Here is a 19,557-nt window from a genome sequence, read left to right as displayed (position 1 = left end):
CCTGTCAGAGTTTTAAACTCTGACAGGGTTGTTAATTGATCTTGGTTTAAACTTCTTAGCCACTTCTGCAATTGCATTGATATGTTCTGGAGTTGTCCCACAGCAACCGCCAATAATATTTACCAAATTATCTTCTAAATATTCTTTGATTAACGCCTGCATTTCTTCCGGAGTTTGGTCGTATTGCCCGAAAGCATTAGGTAAACCTGCGTTTGGGTGTGCGGAAATATTGAGTTGGGTGTTCATGGCCAAACGTTTTAAATACGGTTTTAATTGGTCAGCTCCTAGTGCGCAGTTAAATCCGATACTTAGTAAATCGATGTGGGCAATTGAAATTAGGAATGCTTCTACTGTTTGCCCTGAAAGTGTTCTTCCAGAAGCATCGGTAATGGTTCCCGAAACCATAACGGGAATATCGAGATTGCGCTCTTCTTTTACTTCTTCTATGGCAAATAATGCTGCTTTTGCATTTAAAGTATCGAAAATTGTTTCTACTAAAAGTACGTCAACGCCTCCATCAATTAGAGCTTCTACTTGTTGTTTGTAGGCAATTCGTAAATCGTCAAAAGTCACGGCACGAAATCCAGGATCGTTAACATCGGGAGACATACTTGCTGTTCGGTTTGTTGGACCAATAGAACCTGCAACAAAGCGGGGTTTATCTTTAAATTCGTTGGCCACTTCGCGGGCAATTTTGGCTGATTCAAAATTTAATTCATAAACCAAATCTTCCAGGTGATAATCGGCCATTCCAATGGTGGTTCCTGAAAATGTATTGGTTTCAACAATATCAGCACCGGCTGCAAAATACAGTCGGTGTACTTCTTTTACAGCTTCGGGTTGGGTTATGGAAAGCAAATCGTTGTTTCCTTTTAACGGATGTGGAAAAGTTGCGAATCGTTCGCCGCGGAAATCTTCTTCGGAAAAATTGTTGCGTTGCAGCATCGTTCCCATGGCCCCGTCGAGGACAAGGATTCTTTCTTTTATGGCGTCTTGAATTTGTAACATAATTTTCATTTTTAACCTAAATCCCGAAATTTTGGGACGTTGCCTTTTATTTTATATTTCTCGCAGAGACGCAAAGCCCCAGCTCTTATTTTTAAACCATTAAGAAATTAAGGTTCATTAAGAAATGGCTCTTTTGAAAACTTAATTATAGAAAAATGGTTTGTTCTATAGCCCTGATGGAAGTGGAAAGCTCCCTTTTTTTAGGGACTTGCAACGTACAGCAGGTAGCTGCCGGCAGGCATGCAGGTATGGATTACAAAAAAACGCAATCCAATAGCTCATGACTTCGACAAGCTCAGTCTGACATTATGTTATTGGTTATCGTGAAAGGGAGAAGAATTCTCGGGTTATCTGTTCTCTATTTCTGATTTAACAGCTGCTGAAACAAACTGAAACAAGTTCAATTCAAGTGTTCAGCATAAAGATAGAATGTAGCACCTTTCCACGGAGGTGGAGGTTGCTAAGCTTTCATCGGGTCTATTCCCTCCAGCTTTCGTGATAACAATCAATAAGTTTATGAACGTTGCAAAGTAATGGTATAGATTTGGGATTTGCAAGTATTTTTTTTGATTTTAATTTTTCATTAGACTAATGTTATAAAAAAAACAGATAATAATTTGCAATTCAATTTGATTTTATACATTTGCACTCGAAATTAAGAGGAAAAATTTGAACTGATTGCAACCTCTATTCGAACTTGAATCTTTTATGAGATTCTAAAACAAGTTCAGAATAAAAAAATGCTAAAGCAGAATTTCTTCTTTAGCTTTCAAAGCAATCCGATTTTTTTTCTATACAATTAATTTTAACAGATGCTGAAATATATTCAGCATAAAAATAAAAAAATTATGGCTTATTTATTTACGTCGGAGTCAGTGAGTGAAGGACATCCGGACAAAGTTGCTGATCAAATTTCAGATGCATTAATCGACAATTTTTTGGCGTTTGACCCTGAGTCAAAAGTAGCTTGTGAAACACTAGTTACAACCGGACAAGTTATTTTGGCTGGTGAAGTAAAGTCGAGCACCTATCTTGATGTACAATCTATTGCAAGAGAAGTTATTCGTAAAATTGGATATACCAAAAGCGAATACATGTTTGAAGCTGATTCTTGTGGTGTATTATCGGCTATTCATGAGCAATCAGCCGATATTAATCAAGGTGTTGATAGAGCTAGCAAAGAAGAGCAAGGTGCTGGCGACCAAGGAATGATGTTTGGTTATGCTACTAATGAAACGGAAAACTACATGCCATTGGCTTTGGATATCGCACATGCTTTATTAATTGAATTAGCCAACTTAAGAAGAGAAAATAACGAAATTAAATACCTTCGCCCTGATGCAAAATCACAAGTAACTTTAGAGTATTCTGACGATAACAAACCACAACGTATAGATGCGATAGTAATTTCTACACAACACGATGATTTTGCCGCTGAAGCAGAAATGTTGGCCAAAATTAAAAGTGATTTAGTGTCTATTTTAATTCCAAGAATTAAGGCAAAATATCCTCAATATGCTCATTTCTTTAATGATAATATTACGTATCACATTAATCCAACTGGAAAATTCGTAATTGGTGGACCGCACGGAGATACAGGTTTAACAGGAAGAAAAATCATTGTGGATACGTATGGTGGAAAAGGAGCTCATGGTGGCGGTGCTTTCTCTGGAAAAGACCCATCAAAAGTAGATCGTTCGGCGGCGTACGCAACCCGTCATATTGCAAAAAACTTAGTGGCTGCCGGATTGTGTGATGAAGTTTTAGTACAAGTTTCGTATGCTATTGGAGTGGCAAAACCAACTTCTATCAACGTAGTAACTTACGGAACTTCAAAAGTAAACATGACCGACGGAGAAATTAGTAAAGTGGTGGAAAATGTATTTGATATGCGTCCGTACTTTATAGAGCAACGTTTAAAGTTGAGAAATCCAATTTATAGTGAAACGGCTGCTTACGGTCATATGGGAAGAACTCCGGAAACCGTTACTAAAACGTTCCAATTGCCTAATGGCGCTCCAAAAACAGTAACTGTGGAGTTATTTACTTGGGAAAAATTGGATTATGTTGATCAAGTAAAAGCGGCTTTTGGAATTTAATATTTAAACGCAAAGACGCAAAGATATTGGCGCAAAGAACGCAAAGAAAGACCTGTTCAATTGAACAGGTTTTTTGTTTTTAGCCCTGCCTACTGGCAGGCAGGCCTGATGGGAGCGGCATCCTTTTTTGTTTTAGAAAAAGCCTTTCTATAAGCTCAGCATGACAAAACAAAAAAGATAGAGCGGACAGCAGGGTTCTTGGCTACAAATTATATTTTAAACTGAAAATTATATATCTCGGCTGTACTTGATATTGAGAATTTCTAGTAGAAAACTGAGAGAAACTATCATCATTAATTGAAGTAGTATTTAGGATGTTTGTCGCAGCAATTTTATACTCCATATGACTGGCTTTTGTTTTTTGATAGGTCAAGCTTGCCGATAGAAAGTCGTATTCTTGATCAACGGTATTATCGTTATTATAGTAATGAAAAAACTCATATTCAGAAACAAATGAGAAACTTTTCAGGAAGAAATAATCCAATTTAACCGAAGGACTATCGGTATAAAAAGTATCATTTGGATATTGATTAACGGTATAACTGTATGACAATTCAATATTTGGAATGTCTTTAAAATTAGTAGAAGCACCTAGCCTATAATTTTGAGTGAAACTTTCGGTATCAACAATATCCTCTGCTGAAGTTTGAGGATTTACTTGAATATTATAAAACTTGCTCCAGTTAACATTAGCATTAAAATTAGCTTTATAATATTTTAGAAATGAGCGACCGTAACGAAAATTTCCGGAAAGATTTTCATCACCAAAAGGAGAATTAAATGGCGAACCTTCTTGATTTACGCCTTCGAATAACGCTCTTGTTTTTACTGCTTCGGTAGTTCGGGTGTAGTTTATAAATCCACCAAAATTTTCAAAATTAAACATATTAAATTTTTGATAATTCAAAGTGTGTGAATGCACGACTGAGTTTTCTAGGTTTCGATTTCCGGAAAACAAACTGTTATAACTATTAAAAATTGTTCCTAATGCAAAATTGTTGACGTTGGTAAAATTGTTTGTCAATGCATAGTTATAGGTTAAAGATTCCGATTTTTTTATTTGATAAATCATTTGAAAATCGGGTAAAAATCGAGTCAATTCTTGCTTGGTATTTATTGCCAACTGTGAATTTGTTAGATTGAAACGATGCAATGTTACTCCGGGCGTCAAGGTAAATTTACCTGTTAACCATTTTAAATGAAACCCTAAGCTAGAGTCATTAAAGCGATACCCAACGTCATTTGTGTTGTCGGTTGCCGTCAGATTATTAATGGTTCCATTATCCAAACGTTGAAAGATTGTTGAATTCAAACTTTGATAGACATAGGAATTGGCTAACGTAAAATTGAGGTTTACTTTTGGAGTAAGTACATAATAATAATCGAGACGGCTGTCAAATTTATTGGTTTTTATAAATCGACTTTGTGTAATATCGTTTCGGTTTTGACTTTGATTATACCCATCAAAATCAAATGGTCGAGACTCTAGATTGGCGTTGTATAATGGATCTTCGTTTTGATACAAATATTGACTTTCGAAAGCAAAAATATGCTTATCGGTAGGTGTATAATAAAAACTAAGATTTTGATTGATGTTGATAGGGTCTTGCTTTTTAGACGTTAGAATATTTTCGCTTGCATCCGTATTATCTAAATAGTTAAATACCTGTCTGTTTAAATTATTGTTTTCTCTTTGGGCTGAGAGTCGTGTTAGAATATCATAATCGAGTTGAAATTTTGCACTAGGTTTATAGGTGGAACTCAATTTAAACAATCCCAAATTATTTTTTTGATTCCCTAGGTCTTGTCTGATTTCGGCAGAAGCAACTTGTTCCGAATTTGGCTGCAAAAAATTTACTGTTGATTGTGTGTCGGTATCAACTAAAGTAGAAGTAGCAATGATAAATCCGCTTAAACTCCAGCTCTTTGAAGGATTATACGAAAAATTCGTGGCTCCAAAATGCGATTCGATTTCTTTTACTCTATCATCTTGAAAAAAGTTAATTCCCAATGAATTACTGCCTACATTTATGCTTCCGCCACCTTTCCCCATAATGTTTCTAAAACCACCACTAAACCTAAAATAATCTTGTATAGTAAAAGCTTGTTCTCCTACGTTATTACTATTACCCATGATGTTGATACTGTATTTTGGACTATAATAAAACGCTTTTGGTGCGACATTATAGCGGGTATCGTCATGACCAACTCCAATTCCGGCAGTCATATCGCCAAACCAAAAGTTTTTCTTTCCTTCTTTTAGTTTGATATTCATGGCTAGATTATCTTGATTATTTTCGACACCTTTCATTATGGAATTTTCATTGTAGTTCCGAAGCACTTGCACTTTATCAATTGCGTCGGCAGGAATATTTTTTACCCCAAGTTTAGTATCACCATCAAAGAAATCTTTGCCTTCAACCATCAACTTTGTAACTGCTTTCCCTTCCACTTTTATTTGACCTTCGGCATCAACTTCTACTCCAGGTAATTTTTTCAGCACATCTTCGAGTTTACGTTCTGTTCCGTTGGTAAAAGAATCGGAGTTATACACTATAGTATCTCCTTTTATGGAAACAGGCATTTCACGCACAATTTCAACTCCTTCAAGGTCAATTCCGCCACTTTCCATTGTAATGCTTTGCGTAATATTTTGAGTTTGGGTAGTTATAGTAATCTCTTTACTTTGCATTCCTAAATAACTCAATTTTATGATGTAGGTAGCATTGGCATTTAGATTCAAAATAAATTTACCTTTATCATTGGTAATGGCATAAGCATCCATCGCTTTGGTGCCTTGGTTCATTGCCATGACATTAGCCATTTCTAGAGGTGCTTTATTGTTGTCTGTAATGGTTCCTTCAAAACGGATGTTTTGAGCAAAGGAAACTGATGAAACAAGAAGGAAAAAAAAGAGTATTTTGTTTTTCATGATTATGGCTTATAAAACTTGTATGTTAACGTTCAAAAATAATCACGCCATCTTCATTTTTCATGCTATCCGTTTTTTTCTTTTCGATTTCGTCAAATTTCTTTTGGGTCACTTTTTCACCTGTATTAGGCACTTTAATCTTTGATTTTTCTTTGTTACTCAAGGTAACTTTAGAACAAAGAATAATAGTCTCTTCTTCATTGATTTCTAGAATTAATCCCGGTAAGCCCCAATACTTGTTTGGTCCAAAACTCACTGGGATTTCAGGAGTGTACCATGCCATAATTACTTTGTCTTTAGGTTCATCCATTTTAAACAACGCTGGTTTTACTGCTTCTTTTTTGAGAAATTCTTCGTATTCATTTCTTTGCTTCTCAGTAACTTGAACTGTAAGTTCGGCTTTAAAGCAATTGTAATCGCCTATTTTCTTGGTTTCATTTAGTAGTTTCCAATCGGGTTTTTCCAGCGGTTCGACGATTAAAAATTCCTTGCCGAAAATATCGGCTTCTTCTATGCAGATTTTGTCCTTAAGGTTGAGATATTTTTTACCTTCTCCTGAAAAGAGAACCTTAACTGATATTCCTGCTGTAGCTGGAGCTTCAGGTTTTTCTAATTCCTCTGGTTGCTCATACAGGCATTCTGTTTTATTAAACGAAAGGAGGTATTGTTTTTCGGAAGCAATCTTCATTGCCTCTTTAACTGCTTTTTCTAATTCAGGGTCAATAGCATCTTTTGTTTCAGAACTTAATTTTTCAACTTTTTCTTTAATAACTCTTTTCGAAAAATATTCTGCTTTTCCTTGAAAATCTTGCGCTTTTGCTAAAAAACCCATTAGCAAAAATGATGAAACTAGCACAACTTTTGTCATGATTTATTTGATTAATGATTGATTAAATATTTATCGTGTAGTTCTCATTTGAAACCCGCCTCTTCCACCATTCATCTCACTCATTTCTTGCATTTTTTTGGTAACGGTTTCGTCATATTCTTTTTGTGAGATTTCTTTTCCGTTGTTAGGCGCTTTAATTTCGACTTTGTCTTTCGAATTCAAAACTACTTTAGAACAAAGAATTACGGTTTTACCGTCGTTAACTTCTAAGATTAATCCGGGCAAACCCCAATACCCTTCTGGCCCTTGGTTTACAGGGATTTCTGGAGTATACCACGCTGTTATTGTTATTTCTTTGGGCAACTCAAAATCATCCATGAAATTGGTTCTCTTTTCTTTTTCTTCTACTTTAGCTTCGCCTTCTTTTACTTCTTCTTTCTTTTTGGGTTTGAAATTTCTAAAATCGGTTTTACTGGCAGGAATTACAGCTGTTGCTTTAAAACAATTATACCCGCCAATAACTCTTGCCTCAGAACTCATTTGCCATTTGTAGGTAGTTAATGTGTCTTTGATTAAAAATTCTTTACCCATAAACTCTTTATCTACGGTATATTTTTTCTCTTTTACATTTTTATAATAGGTTCCGCCGCCACCCATAAAGGAAGACATCATTCGCATTCCTCCTTGCCCTTGACCAGGAGTATCTAATTTTTCCTCTTCTTTGTATATCGAAGCTGATTTGTCGAAGTTGAGAAAAAAGGTTTTTTCAAACATTTTTTTCATTCGTTCTTCAATCATTTTTTGAATTTCGGGAGTAATTTCTTTGTTTCCTTCAAAACGAGATTTAAAATCGGCTGTGCTGGTTTTGGATTCATAAACCGCCATTCCTTGAAAATCCTTTTGTGCATTAGCAATGCTAAACGAAAATAATAATGCTAAAGAATAAAATATTTCTTTACTCAAATGAGTTGAATTTCTTTGGAATCCGAAACTCGAGCCTAGAAGGCGAACTGTTTTAATAATCTTGAATTTCATTGTTTTTTGATTTAAAAAAACAAATATGACGAATCCATGCGAAATCTGTTACCAATGTTTTGTTAAATTATTTTTTTTGTCTTGTCAAAATTAAATTCGTTTAGCGTAAATTAGCCCTATGATGAAAAACATTTTTTATTTTCTTATTTTATTTGTTTATACCAATGGTTTTTGTCAAAACCAAAAACTAAAAACTAGTGTTTTGAGTGCTACTAAGCTAGAAAACAAAACCTATATTGGTTTTGACGGTTTAGGCAATAATTATTACATTAAAGACAATGTTTTTACAAAGCAAAACGACCCCCAAACATGGGAATATAAAAACGTTGCTTTGGGTAAAATTACTTCGGTTGATTATATTAATCCACTGCAACTAGTAGTTTTCTATGAAGATTTTAATACCATAATTTCACTTGACAATCAACTGAACGAGATACAGAAATTAAATCTCTTTGAAATTGACAATACCATTTTTGCATCTAAAATTGGTTTGGCTGCACAAAATCAATTTTGGATTTATAATGCACTTACGCAACAAATACTATTGTTTGATTATTTAAAAAATAGTTCTAAAAATATTGGAAATCCTATACAAGAAACCATACAACATACTCAATCCGATTTTAATAATTTTTATTGGATTGATGACCTTAACAATTGGTATGCTATCGATATTTTTGGAAAAAGCACCTTGTTGGCAAACATTCCTCCTTTTGAGAAAATTCAAATTATTGACAGTGAGAAAATTCTATTTTCAAGAGACAATATTCTGTATTGTTTGAATAATGTAACGAAAACGATTTACGAAATAGAAATTGTTGAGAAATCCTTTCAAAATTATTATTACAAAGACCAAATTTTGGCTATTTTTACCAACCAACAAATTAAGAAATATAAAATAAAATTACCATAATGCACATAGCAGTAGCAGGAAATATAGGAGCCGGAAAGACTACACTTACACGATTTTTAGCCAAACAATTTAAATGGGAACCTCATTTTGAAGATGTAGTTGACAATCCATATTTAGATGATTTTTATCATCAAATGGAGCGCTGGAGTTTTAATCTCCAAATATATTTTCTTAATTCACGTTTTAGACAAGTACTTCAAATTAGAGAAAGTGGGAAAAACATTATTCAGGATAGAACTATTTATGAAGACGCACATATTTTTGCTCCTAATTTGCATGCTATGGGGTTGATGACCAATCGTGATTTTCAGAATTATTCTGATCTTTTTCAATTGATGGAAGGATTGGTTGGCGCACCTGATTTGTTGATTTACCTGAGAAGCTCAATTCCAAATTTGGTGTCACAAATTCATAAACGTGGTCGTGATTATGAAAATACTATTTCTATTGACTACTTAAGCCGATTGAATGAGCGTTATGAAGCTTGGATTCACACCTATGACAAAGGAAAATTACTAATTATTGATGTTGACAATGTTGATTTTGTAAACAATCCAGAAGATTTAGGCATCATTATCAATCGAATTAATGCGGAGATAAATGGGTTGTTTTAGGAAATAGATTTATATCAAAATAAAAAAATGCCTCGTCTGGTATTAATTAGAGACGGGGCATTTTTACAAATTCTAATAAATATTATTTCAAAGCATCTACTTTAGCTTTTACTTCGGCTTCTGTGCCTTCAAAAGTTTCTTCAGTTACTTTACCATTAATGGTTTTAGAAACAGTAGCTTTTACTTTACCGTTATCTGTTTTTTCCATAAAAACCATTTTTGAAATTTCATTTTTAACTTCACCTTTGAATTTACCATTCTCGTCATACATTGCCATACATTTTGCTTTATCTTCATCAGAACATCCATTTTTGTCGCACATAGCAGCACATTCGTCTTTAGTCATGGTAGCGCATTTGCTCATGTCGCATTTTGGCTTCATTTTTTCACAATCAGTTTTTGTACACCCTTTTGCTTCACACTCTTCTTTGCTCATCGAGGCACATTGTTCTGTTGGAGCACAACATGATGAACCCATTGCAGTATCAGCATGTCCTGAACCTAAAATTGGCGCAATTACTAATCCAATTAAACATGTTAATTTAATTAAAATATTCATTGACGGACCAGAAGTATCTTTGAAAGGATCTCCAACAGTATCTCCAGTCACCGCTGCTTTGTGAGCATCAGAACCTTTATACGTCATTTCTCCATTAATCAAAACTCCAGCTTCAAACGATTTTTTAGCATTATCCCAAGCACCACCAGCATTGTTTTGGAACACAGCCCAAAGAACTCCAGATACAGTAACTCCAGCCATATAGCCACCTAACATTTCAGCGATTAATTGGTTATTGTCAGCATAAACTAATTTACCTAAAAGCACGATTGCAATTGGGAAACCAATAGTCATAACTCCAGGCAACATCATTTCGCGTAAAGCTGCTTTGGTAGAAATCTCTACACATTTACCATATTCGGGTTTACCTGTTCCTTCCATAATTCCCGGAATTTCTTTGAACTGACGACGCACTTCATAGACCATGTCCATTGCCGCTTTACCTACAGAGTTCATGGCCAATGCCGAGAAAACTACAGGTATCATTCCACCAACAAATAGCATCGCTAAAACGGGTGCTTTGAAAATATTAATTCCGTCAATTCCTGTAAACGTTACATAAGCTGCAAATAAAGCTAATGAAGTTAATGCCGCCGAAGCGATTGCAAAACCTTTTCCTGTTGCAGCCGTTGTGTTACCCACAGAATCTAAAATGTCTGTACGTGTACGAACTTCTTTTGGCAATTCGCTCATTTCAGCGATTCCACCAGCGTTATCAGAGATTGGTCCGAAAGCATCGATGGCTAATTGCATAGCCGTAGTCGCCATCATAGCAGAAGCAGCAAGCGCAACTCCGTAAAATCCTGCCAATGCATAAGTTGACCATATTGCAGCAGCAAATAAAATTACTGTTGGGAAAGTAGAAATCATACCTGTTGCCAAACCAGCAATTACATTGGTTCCTGCACCAGTTGAAGATTTTTGTACAATTGCCAAAACTGGTTTAGTACCCAATCCTGTGTAATATTCCGTTACCGATGAAATAGCTCCACCAACAAATAATCCGATTAAAGTTGCATAGAAAACACGCATTGAAGATATATCTTGTAATCCTTCACCGAAGAATTCCATTTTCATGGTTTGTGGCAACATATAATCTACAAGGAAGAAACACGCAATAGCGGTTAAAACAATAGAAACCCAGTTTCCTATGTTTAATGCTTTTTGAACTTGAGCTTCTTTAGCGTCATCACTTGTAATTTTCACCAACATTGTACCAATTATAGAAAACAAAATTCCGAAGCCAGCAATAGCCATTGGTAATAAGATAGGTCCAATGCCACCAAAAGCATCCACAATTTTTCCGCCCATATCTTTGATAACATAGTTCCCTAAAACCATTGCGGCCAACACTGTTGCTACATAAGAACCAAATAAATCGGCACCCATTCCGGCAACGTCTCCCACATTGTCTCCCACGTTATCTGCAATTGTAGCAGGATTTCTTGGGTCATCCTCCGGAATACCCGCTTCAACTTTACCTACTAAGTCAGCACCAACGTCAGCAGCTTTGGTATAAATACCACCACCAACACGAGCAAACAATGCAATAGATTCTGCTCCAAGAGAGAAACCGGCTAGTGTTTCCAACACAACGGTCATGTCTTCAGTTGAAGTCCATACACCTCCCATAAATTTTTGAAAAAGTATAATGAAAAAACCTGTCAAACCAAGAACAGCTAAACCAGCAACTCCTAATCCCATTACGGTTCCGCCACCAAAAGAAACTTTTAGCGCTTGTGGTAAACTGGTGCGGGCAGCTTGGGTAGTTCTAACATTGGTTTTAGTTGCAATTTTCATCCCCATGTTTCCAGCTAAAGCCGAAAAGAAAGCGCCAAAAATAAAGGCAACTACAATTAATAAATGTGTTTTTACACCATCTATTTGTGTAATTCCAGCTAAAACAACACTTGCAATAACTACGAAAATTGCTAACAATCTATATTCTGCTTTTAAGAAAGCTAAAGCACCTTCATAGATGTAATCTGAAATTTCTTTCATCTTACCATCTCCAGCGTCTTGTTTTAATACCCAACTTCTTTTGATTGCCATAAAAGCCAATCCAATTAATGCCATAAATATCGGCACATAAATCATGTATGATTCCATAAATATAATTTTGGTTATAAATTTTATCGGTGGCAAAAGTAACAAAACTTTAACAAATAAAAACAATATAATTTACGAATATTAGATCCGTTGCTATACACCTATTTAAAGTAAATTATTGCTTACTAAAACAAAAAAACTATTTTTGGGCAAATTTATCATTTCGATGGAAATTAAAAAACTATCCATAATCATTCCCTGCTTTAATGAAGGTCCAACTATTTATAAAATATTGGACAAAATTAAGGAGGTTTCTCTTACAGATAAAATTGACAAAGAAATCATTATTGTCAATGATTTTAGCACAGACAATACTGTCGACAGTGTAAAAAACTATATAGAAAACAATTCCGATTTGAACATGATTTTTGTTGAACATGATAAAAACAAAGGGAAAGGTGCGGCTCTTCATACCGGAATAAAAGTTTCTACGGGAGATGTTATTGTGATTCAGGATGCCGATTTAGAATATGATCCACAGGAATACAATATTCTTTTAAAACCAATTGTTGAAGGTGTTGCGGATGTTGTTTATGGCAGTCGTTTTATGGGTGGAAATCCACATCGTGTATTGTTTTTTTGGCACAGTATCGGCAATAAATTCCTGACTTTTTTGAGTAATATGTTTTCCAATCTGAATTTGACTGATATGGAAACGTGCTACAAAATGTTCCGTGCTGATGTTTTAAAGTCCATAAAACTAAACGAAAAACGTTTTGGTTTTGAGCCCGAAATCACTCAAAAAATAGCTCGAATTCCAAAAATAAGAATCTATGAAGTCGGTATAAGTTATTATGGTAGAACTTTTGAGGAAGGGAAGAAGATTGGTTGGAAAGATGGTTTTCATGCCATTTACTGTATTTTTAGATACGGCATTTTCAAATAATCAAACGAATGGTTTTCTGTTTCTTTTCTCCAGATAATGATGCCAAAGCATAAAAGTAGCCATAGTTCTGTAGGGTTTCCAATTTTCCGAAAGCGTTTCCATTTCTTCTTTGGTATGCACATCAAATAATTCTTTGATTGTATTCACAACCGCAATATCTCGAAGCGTAATAATATCGGGTGATTGCAAGGCAAACATCAAATATACATCGATAGTCCAATGACCAATTCCTTTGATTTGAATGAGTTCGTTTCTAACATCATCTGCTGTTTTTGCAGAAAAGCTTTCCAAGTCTAATTCACCAGAAACAGCTTCCGATAGTATTTTGAGATACCCTATTTTTTGTCGGCTGACGCCACAACTTTTCAGATCTTCATCAGAACATTTACTAATTGTTTCTGGTGAAACGGTACCTAAAAAGTTTTCTATTTTTAAAAAGCAGGCTTTCGCCGAATCTATAGAAACCTGTTGCTCCAAGATTAATTTGCAAAGCGTAACAAATCCTGCTGGTCTTGACGGAATAAAATAGTTGCCATATTGCAGTTGCAATGTCTTGAAAACGGGTTCTTTTTCAACCAAAAATGATAGGGATTCTTCCATAGGGTGAAACTGCAATGAATTACTGCGTCAGTTCGCTACACTCGTGTCCGCTTAAAAGTAAAATCCGAATGAGCCTTTTATCGTAAAATTACTCGTGTCTGGAATATCTCTGTAATTTCCACGCCAAGCTAAATCAAGTCGGAACACTTTAAATATATTTCCAATTCCAGCACTATATTCCCAATACGGTTTTTCGGGTGCTTGATAAATTAAACCCGATGCATTAATTAATCGATTCTCATCAGTAACGGTACCATAAACGCCTCTAACGCCGACTATTTCCCTAAGATTAAGCTTCCTTAAATAAGGTATGCGAGCAAATAATTTACCTTGAAAATTGTGTTCCCATTGAAATGTAGCATACTGATCGGAAACAAATTCATAAAAGTTCAAATTACTAAAAGTGTTGTCGATGATAAATAATGTTTGGTTTCCTGGCACTACACTCATTAAACCTAACGGCACTTGTCCAAATGTTTTTCCTAATTCCATAATGAAATTAGATCTTCCAATAGCACCAATAATTATTGGTTGTTTATAGTACAACTGAATTTTTTGATAATCAAAATCACTATTGATAAATCCTTTAAAACCTTGACTATAATTCACAAATATTCTACTAAATGGAGCGTCTATATTTCTTCTTTCTACACCATATCCTATTGTTTTTTTCTTTGGAGTCATTTCTATCTGAACATTCAATTCCGATTGAGTTACTTTACTTTTTGTGGTTGTACGTGTAGCATCCGTATAATAATCGAGTGCAAAAGTATCCGACGCTGATTCCAAAGTTCTGTATGAGAATCCTAATTGAAAGGTTATATTTTTTATAGGTTCAATCTCGGTAGCTAAAGTAGTCAAATTGATGTTAGTTAATTTACCATTAGCGCCGGTTGTAAAAAGCGCTGATGAAGCAAAACTTCTTCCTAAAACATCGTTGGTTGTTGTTAAACTGGCGCCAATTTGTTCAACATCTCGTCTATTTCCTCCTGAGATAATGATTCGGTTTTTCTTATCAATCATCCATTTACCAGAAATGCCATATTTAAATTTATTGTCTTCAAAACCATAAGCAGTATAGCCTTGAATACGCCACAAATCATTTGGCCCAAAATAAGTTCTGCCCCCAGTTCTTAATCGCCAACCTTCGACTTCATTAAATCCAACAGTAGAAAAGATAGGCCCGTAATCTAGGTGCCATTTTGGAATTTCTATATAACCGCTACCTAAAATAGACACTAAACTGTATAATTGTTTGAATTTCTTAACCGATTTGAGGGTGTCAATCATTTTATAGATTTTCCGCTCATCTTTGTTTAATTTTTCAAAACGGTTTTCCTCCCAATAATCATCCGACTTTGCATAAACAGTATTGTCTATATAATTGACTTCATCTTTATAAAACTTATCTGGTTTTTTTTCATCAAATTTAAAGTTTCTATATAAAGTTGTTCTCTTACCATAAACTCCTTTAGATTCCTCTTTTTTTCTCAAAGCAAAGTCAGACATCATGTAATCTCTGGTTGGCAAAAAGACAGAATCATTCAGCACTTCGTATTCTTGCTCTAAATAAATGTCTTTTACCCAGTTAATGTTGGCGCTTTTTGTAATGGCCATGGTTATTTTTTTGATGGCAAAAGTGGTGTCATTAACCCAAAAATCCCCTTTAAAAGTCAATTCGTTTTTTCGTCTCGGATAGAAAACTATATTATAACATACTTTATTATCAATTACAGCAGTGTCTGACAAAACATAATTATAGACATCTATTCCTGTTCGGGATAATGGACTGGTAAAACTTTTGTCAAATAAACTTAGATAATTATCATAGATGTCATAATCGTTATATAAATCCTTAATAAACATATTTACGCCTTCGCCACTCCCTAAACCTGAATTTTTGTTGGCTTTAAGGACTTCCTTTGTTCTCTTGTTTTCGTTATCTCCATAAACATCCATCAAGGATTCGTTTATGAATATGGGTAGGTAAGTTTTTCCTGTAACTCTAGAAGTATCTATGTTTTTGAATACGAATTCCATGCCTTTAAAAATTTTACTTTTCATAAAAGCACTGTCGATGGTATTCATATCAAATTCAACTTTTTCGTATTTTTCAAATTGATATTGTTTGAACATTTTCAATCCATTTTTTCTTCTTCGTTCCCAAATTTTTCTAAGAATATCTAAAGCCGGATTATTCTTTTTGGATGTTTTACCGGCAAAGATTTTTACTTCTTTTAAAGTGTTGCCTTCTGTTAGAATAACTTTAAAATCATAATTTACCTGCTTAGGTAAGGTCACTACTTTATCTGGAAAGCCAATAAAAGAAACTATTAGTTCCGTATAATTATCTGGAGATTCAATGTAAAATCTACCGTCTTCATTGGAAACTACGCCTGTATTAGAACCCTTAAATACTACATTGGCATAAGGGATTGGTTGTTTTGAATTATCTAGAACTACACCACTAACTTTGGTTTGTCCAAAGCTGTAATAATTAGTAAATGCAATAAAGAAAATAAATAGCGTAAAGATCTTTTTCATGGCAAAAAAAACTTCATCAAAATTGTTCTGATGAAGCTTCAAATATAGGTATTTAGATAATTAGATTTTTAGAGTTCCATGTTTTTAAAATAAATTTCTCACCTTGAATAATCTAAAAAATCTAACGGTCTATTTATAAGTTACTTTTTTCACTGCTTTGATAACATCTTCAGCATTTGGCAACCATTCTTTTAATAAAGTTGGCGAATAAGGTGCTGGTGTATCGGCTGTGGTGATTCTTTGAATTGGCGCATCTAAATAGTCAAATGCTCTCTCTTGAACCATATAAGTAATTTCAGAGGCAACACTAGCAAATGGCCATGCTTCCTCCAAAACCACTAATCGGTTTGTTTTTTTAACCGAATTGATAATACAATCATAATCCATTGGGCGAACAGTTCTCAAATCGATAATTTCACAAGAAATATTTTCTTTGGCCAATTCATCTGCCGCTATTAAAGCTTCTTTAATGATTTTTCCGAAAGAAACAATGGTTACATCTATTCCTTCTCTCTTGATATCAGCTACACCAATAGGTATTGTATATTCTTCTTCTGGAACTTCTCCTTTGTCACCATACATTTGCTCACTTTCCATGAAAATAACGGGATCATTATCTCGAATGGCAGCTTTCAATAATCCTTTTGCATCATAAACATTGGATGGTACAACCACTTTTAATCCTGGCGTATTGGCAAACCAATTTTCAAAAGCTTGCGAATGTGTTGCTCCTAATTGTCCTGCAGAAGCTGTTGGTCCACGAAAAACCATTGGCATTGGAAATTGTCCAGCCGACATTTGCCGCATTTTGGCTGCATTATTGATAATTTGATCAATACCAACCAAGCAAAAGTTGAACGTCATGTATTCTACAATCGGGCGACAACCATTCATTGCTGAACCTACTGCAATTCCGGCAAAACCTAATTCAGCAATAGGCGTATCAATAACTCTTTTTGGTCCAAATTCATCCAACATACCTTTCGAAGCTTTGTAAGCACCGTTATATTCGGCAACTTCTTCACCCATTAAATATACTGATTCGTCACGACGCATTTCTTCACTCATCGCTTCGGCAATAGCTTCTCTAAATTGTATTGTTCTCATTTTCTTTACTGTTTTTCATCTCGAACTCATCCCGAAGTTTCGGGAGAGGGAAAATTTGAATGGCAAAAATAAAAATTAAAAACGATTAAAAAACATATTTAAGTTATAAATAATCTTACTTAACAGTTCCACTTTTTGAGTGAAATAAAAATCACTGTATTTATCTAATACGAAATCGATATAATACTGAAAAATATTATGCGCGCATAGTACATTATTCGAAATTTTATTATATTTTTGTGCTTCAAATTTTTCAACAAACACTCAACACTCATGAAAATATTAGTCTGTATCAGTCATGTGCCTGATACTACATCAAAAATTAATTTTGTCAATGGTGATACCGAATTCGATACTAATGGTGTTCAATTTGTAATCAATCCCAATGATGAATTTGGATTAACAAGAGCCATTTGGTTTCAAGAACAACAAGGTGCAACAGTTACTGTTGTCAATGTTGGAGGACCAGATACTGAACCTACGTTGAGAAAAGCTTTGGCCATTGGTGCAAATGAAGCTATTCGTGTAAACGCAATTCCAACTGATGGCTTTTTTGTTGCAAAGCAATTAGCGGAAGTAGTAAAATCTGGAAATTACGATTTAGTAATTTGCGGAAAAGAATCTTTGGATTATAATGGTGGAATGGTGCCAGGAATGTTAGCAGGTTTATTAGATTTCAATTTTGTTAATTCATGTACCGAACTTACAGTTGATGGAACTACTGCAAATGCATCTAGAGAAATTGACGGTGGAAAAGAAATAATTTCGGCTTCATTGCCCTTAATTATTGGTGGTCAAAAAGGATTAGTGGAAGAAAAAGATTTGCGCATTCCAAACATGAGAGGAATTATGACAGCAAGAACTAAAGTTTTAACCGTTCTTGAACCTGTTACCGCAAACAACAATACCAAAGCCGTGAAATTTGAAAAACCAGCACCAAAATCAGCTGTCAAATTGTTTGCTGCAGATGATCTTGATGGATTAGTAAATGCATTACACAACGAAGCAAAAGTGATTTAGTTACGGGTTAGAAGTTTAGGGTTTCGGGTTTTGTATTAAACTTTTAAAAACTTAAACTCTTACACTATTTTTTTAAACTTTAAACAAAAAATTATGTCATTATTAATATACGCAGAGTCGGCAGATGGAAAATTCAAAAAAGTAGCATTTGAATTGGCTTCTTATGCCAAAAAAGTAGCCGAAAAATTAGGAACAACTGTAACGGCTGTAACAGTAAATGCTGGAGATGTTACAGAATTATCAAAATACGGAGTTGACAAAGTATTGAAAGTTTCTAACGAAAAGCTAGCTAATTTCAGTGCCAAAGCATTTGCCGATGTTATCAAACAAGCTGCACAAAAAGAAAGTGCCAAAATAATTTTACTTTCTTCAACTACAGATAGTTTGTACTTAGCACCATTTCTAGCTGTAGGTTTAGAAGCTGGATTTGCTTCAAATGTAGTTGGGTTGCCTTTGAGCACTTCACCATTTCAAGTAAAAAGAACCGCTTTTTCTAACAAAGCTTCCAATGTTACCGAAATTTCAACCGATGTTAAAGTATTAAGCTTAGCTAAAAATTCCTATGGCATATTTGAAAGCACAGCTGCTGCTGTTGCTGAAGATTTTGCACCAAGTTTAAACGATTCTGATTTCAATGTAAAAGTTGAATCAGTAGAAAAAGCTTCGGGTAAAGTAACCATTGCCGATGCTGATGTGGTAGTTTCTGGTGGTCGCGGATTAAAAGGTCCAGAAAACTGGGGTTTAATCGAAAATTTAGCAACTGTACTTGGCGCAGCAACCGCTTGTTCCAAACCAGTTTCCGATTTGGGTTGGCGTCCTCACAGCGAACACGTAGGACAAACAGGAAAACCCGTTGCCACTAATTTATACATTGCCGTGGGAATTTCTGGAGCCATTCAACATATTGCTGGAATTAACTCTTCCAAAGTAAAAGTGGTTATAAATGCTGATGCTGAAGCACCATTTTTTAAAGTTGCCGATTATGGTATTGTGGGAGATGCTTTTGATATTTTGCCTAGATTAACAGAAAAATTAGCTGCTTTCAAAGCGCAAAACGCTTAATAATACATTCCAATTTTTCAAATTCCAAATTCCAATATAATAAAAGTTGGAATTTGGAATTTTTGTTTTTTTGGGATTTAAAAGTTTTCTTTAGCAAAAACTTTTTGTTACTTTGCAATCGCAATTCCTGCTATTCGTTGGAAGTCCCGAAAAATCGGGATCTTTTCACTTCTAACAGGGCTATCCCGAAGTTTCGGGAGTTAATTGTATTGAATTTTTGAAAACATTTTCAACTATTTA

The 19,557-nt window shown here is 34.7% G+C and carries 14 protein-coding genes and 1 riboswitch; of the genes, 6 read left to right on the top strand and 8 right to left on the bottom strand.

Translation table 11 applies throughout. The annotated features are described in order from the left end of the window. Nucleotides 1-12: 12 nt before the first annotated feature. Nucleotides 13-1,008, bottom strand: coding sequence for a homocysteine S-methyltransferase family protein (locus ACIQ2L_RS10390; RefSeq protein WP_396158479.1), 996 nt, complete (start codon nt 1,006-1,008; stop codon nt 13-15). A 410-nt stretch (nt 1,009-1,418) separates the two neighbouring features. Further along, nucleotides 1,419-1,513: riboswitch (SAM riboswitch) on the bottom strand. 343 nt (nt 1,514-1,856) lie between these two features. On the opposite strand from ACIQ2L_RS10390, the gene metK reads away from it, so the two are divergent. Next, a complete protein-coding gene (gene metK, locus ACIQ2L_RS10385) occupies nt 1,857-3,107 on the top strand; it encodes a methionine adenosyltransferase (protein WP_396158478.1) in 1,251 nt (416 codons plus the stop codon). 202 nt (nt 3,108-3,309) lie between these two features. On the opposite strand, the gene ACIQ2L_RS10380 is transcribed toward metK, so the two are convergent. From ACIQ2L_RS10380 to ACIQ2L_RS10370, 3 genes are read right to left on the bottom strand one after another with little or no spacing between them, the layout of a single operon-like run. Beyond that, nucleotides 3,310-6,039, bottom strand: coding sequence for a carboxypeptidase-like regulatory domain-containing protein (locus tag ACIQ2L_RS10380; protein WP_396158477.1), 2,730 nt, complete (start codon nt 6,037-6,039; stop codon nt 3,310-3,312). A 25-nt stretch (nt 6,040-6,064) separates the two neighbouring features. Next, a complete protein-coding gene (locus ACIQ2L_RS10375) occupies nt 6,065-6,907 on the bottom strand; it encodes a GLPGLI family protein (RefSeq protein WP_396158475.1) in 843 nt (280 codons plus the stop codon). A 30-nt stretch (nt 6,908-6,937) separates the two neighbouring features. Next, complete coding sequence (locus ACIQ2L_RS10370) at nt 6,938-7,903, bottom strand: GLPGLI family protein (RefSeq protein WP_396158473.1); 966 nt, start codon at nt 7,901-7,903, stop codon at nt 6,938-6,940. A 118-nt stretch (nt 7,904-8,021) separates the two neighbouring features. Here ACIQ2L_RS10370 and ACIQ2L_RS10365 point away from each other — a divergent pair, with 118 nt between their 5' ends. After that, the gene (locus tag ACIQ2L_RS10365) at nt 8,022-8,816 is read left to right on the top strand and encodes a hypothetical protein (protein WP_396158471.1); all 795 of its coding nucleotides are present in this window, start codon (nt 8,022-8,024) and stop codon (nt 8,814-8,816) included. After that, nucleotides 8,816-9,430, top strand: coding sequence for a deoxynucleoside kinase (locus tag ACIQ2L_RS10360; protein ID WP_396158469.1), 615 nt, complete (start codon nt 8,816-8,818; stop codon nt 9,428-9,430). Before ACIQ2L_RS10365 ends, ACIQ2L_RS10360 begins: the two co-directional genes overlap by 1 nt. A gap of 82 nt (nt 9,431-9,512) precedes the next feature. Here the strand turns inward: ACIQ2L_RS10360 and ACIQ2L_RS10355 are convergent, their stop codons facing one another. Then, nucleotides 9,513-12,098: a sodium-translocating pyrophosphatase gene (locus tag ACIQ2L_RS10355; protein WP_396158467.1), complete on the bottom strand. Its 2,586-nt coding sequence runs from the start codon at nt 12,096-12,098 to the stop codon at nt 9,513-9,515. A 166-nt stretch (nt 12,099-12,264) separates the two neighbouring features. Here ACIQ2L_RS10355 and ACIQ2L_RS10350 point away from each other — a divergent pair, with 166 nt between their 5' ends. Further along, nucleotides 12,265-12,984, top strand: a complete 720-nt coding sequence (locus tag ACIQ2L_RS10350; protein ID WP_396158465.1) for a glycosyltransferase family 2 protein — start codon at nt 12,265-12,267, stop codon at nt 12,982-12,984. Here ACIQ2L_RS10350 and ACIQ2L_RS10345 read toward each other — a convergent pair whose 3' ends face one another. The 3 genes from ACIQ2L_RS10345 to ACIQ2L_RS10335 form a co-directional block, all read right to left on the bottom strand. Beyond that, a complete protein-coding gene (locus tag ACIQ2L_RS10345; RefSeq protein ID WP_396158463.1) occupies nt 12,985-13,584 on the bottom strand; it encodes a DNA-3-methyladenine glycosylase family protein in 600 nt (199 codons plus the stop codon). Between the two features lie 51 nt (nt 13,585-13,635). Next, nucleotides 13,636-16,128, bottom strand: a complete 2,493-nt coding sequence (locus tag ACIQ2L_RS10340) for a DUF5686 family protein (RefSeq protein ID WP_396158461.1) — start codon at nt 16,126-16,128, stop codon at nt 13,636-13,638. 129 nt (nt 16,129-16,257) lie between these two features. Next, nucleotides 16,258-17,235, bottom strand: coding sequence for a pyruvate dehydrogenase complex E1 component subunit beta (locus ACIQ2L_RS10335; RefSeq protein WP_396158459.1), 978 nt, complete (start codon nt 17,233-17,235; stop codon nt 16,258-16,260). A gap of 273 nt (nt 17,236-17,508) precedes the next feature. Between ACIQ2L_RS10335 and ACIQ2L_RS10330 the strand changes: the two genes are divergently transcribed. Both ACIQ2L_RS10330 and ACIQ2L_RS10325 read left to right on the top strand, forming a co-directional pair. Then, nucleotides 17,509-18,255, top strand: coding sequence for an electron transfer flavoprotein subunit beta/FixA family protein (locus tag ACIQ2L_RS10330; protein ID WP_396158457.1), 747 nt, complete (start codon nt 17,509-17,511; stop codon nt 18,253-18,255). 93 nt (nt 18,256-18,348) lie between these two features. Further along, complete coding sequence (locus ACIQ2L_RS10325) at nt 18,349-19,317, top strand: electron transfer flavoprotein subunit alpha/FixB family protein (protein WP_396158455.1); 969 nt, start codon at nt 18,349-18,351, stop codon at nt 19,315-19,317. Nucleotides 19,318-19,557 lie beyond the last annotated feature (240 nt).

It is taken from the genome of Flavobacterium sp. (assembly GCF_044369455.1).
Classification (GTDB): domain Bacteria; phylum Bacteroidota; class Bacteroidia; order Flavobacteriales; family Flavobacteriaceae; genus Flavobacterium.
This window is presented reverse-complemented; position numbering and strand designations above follow the sequence as displayed.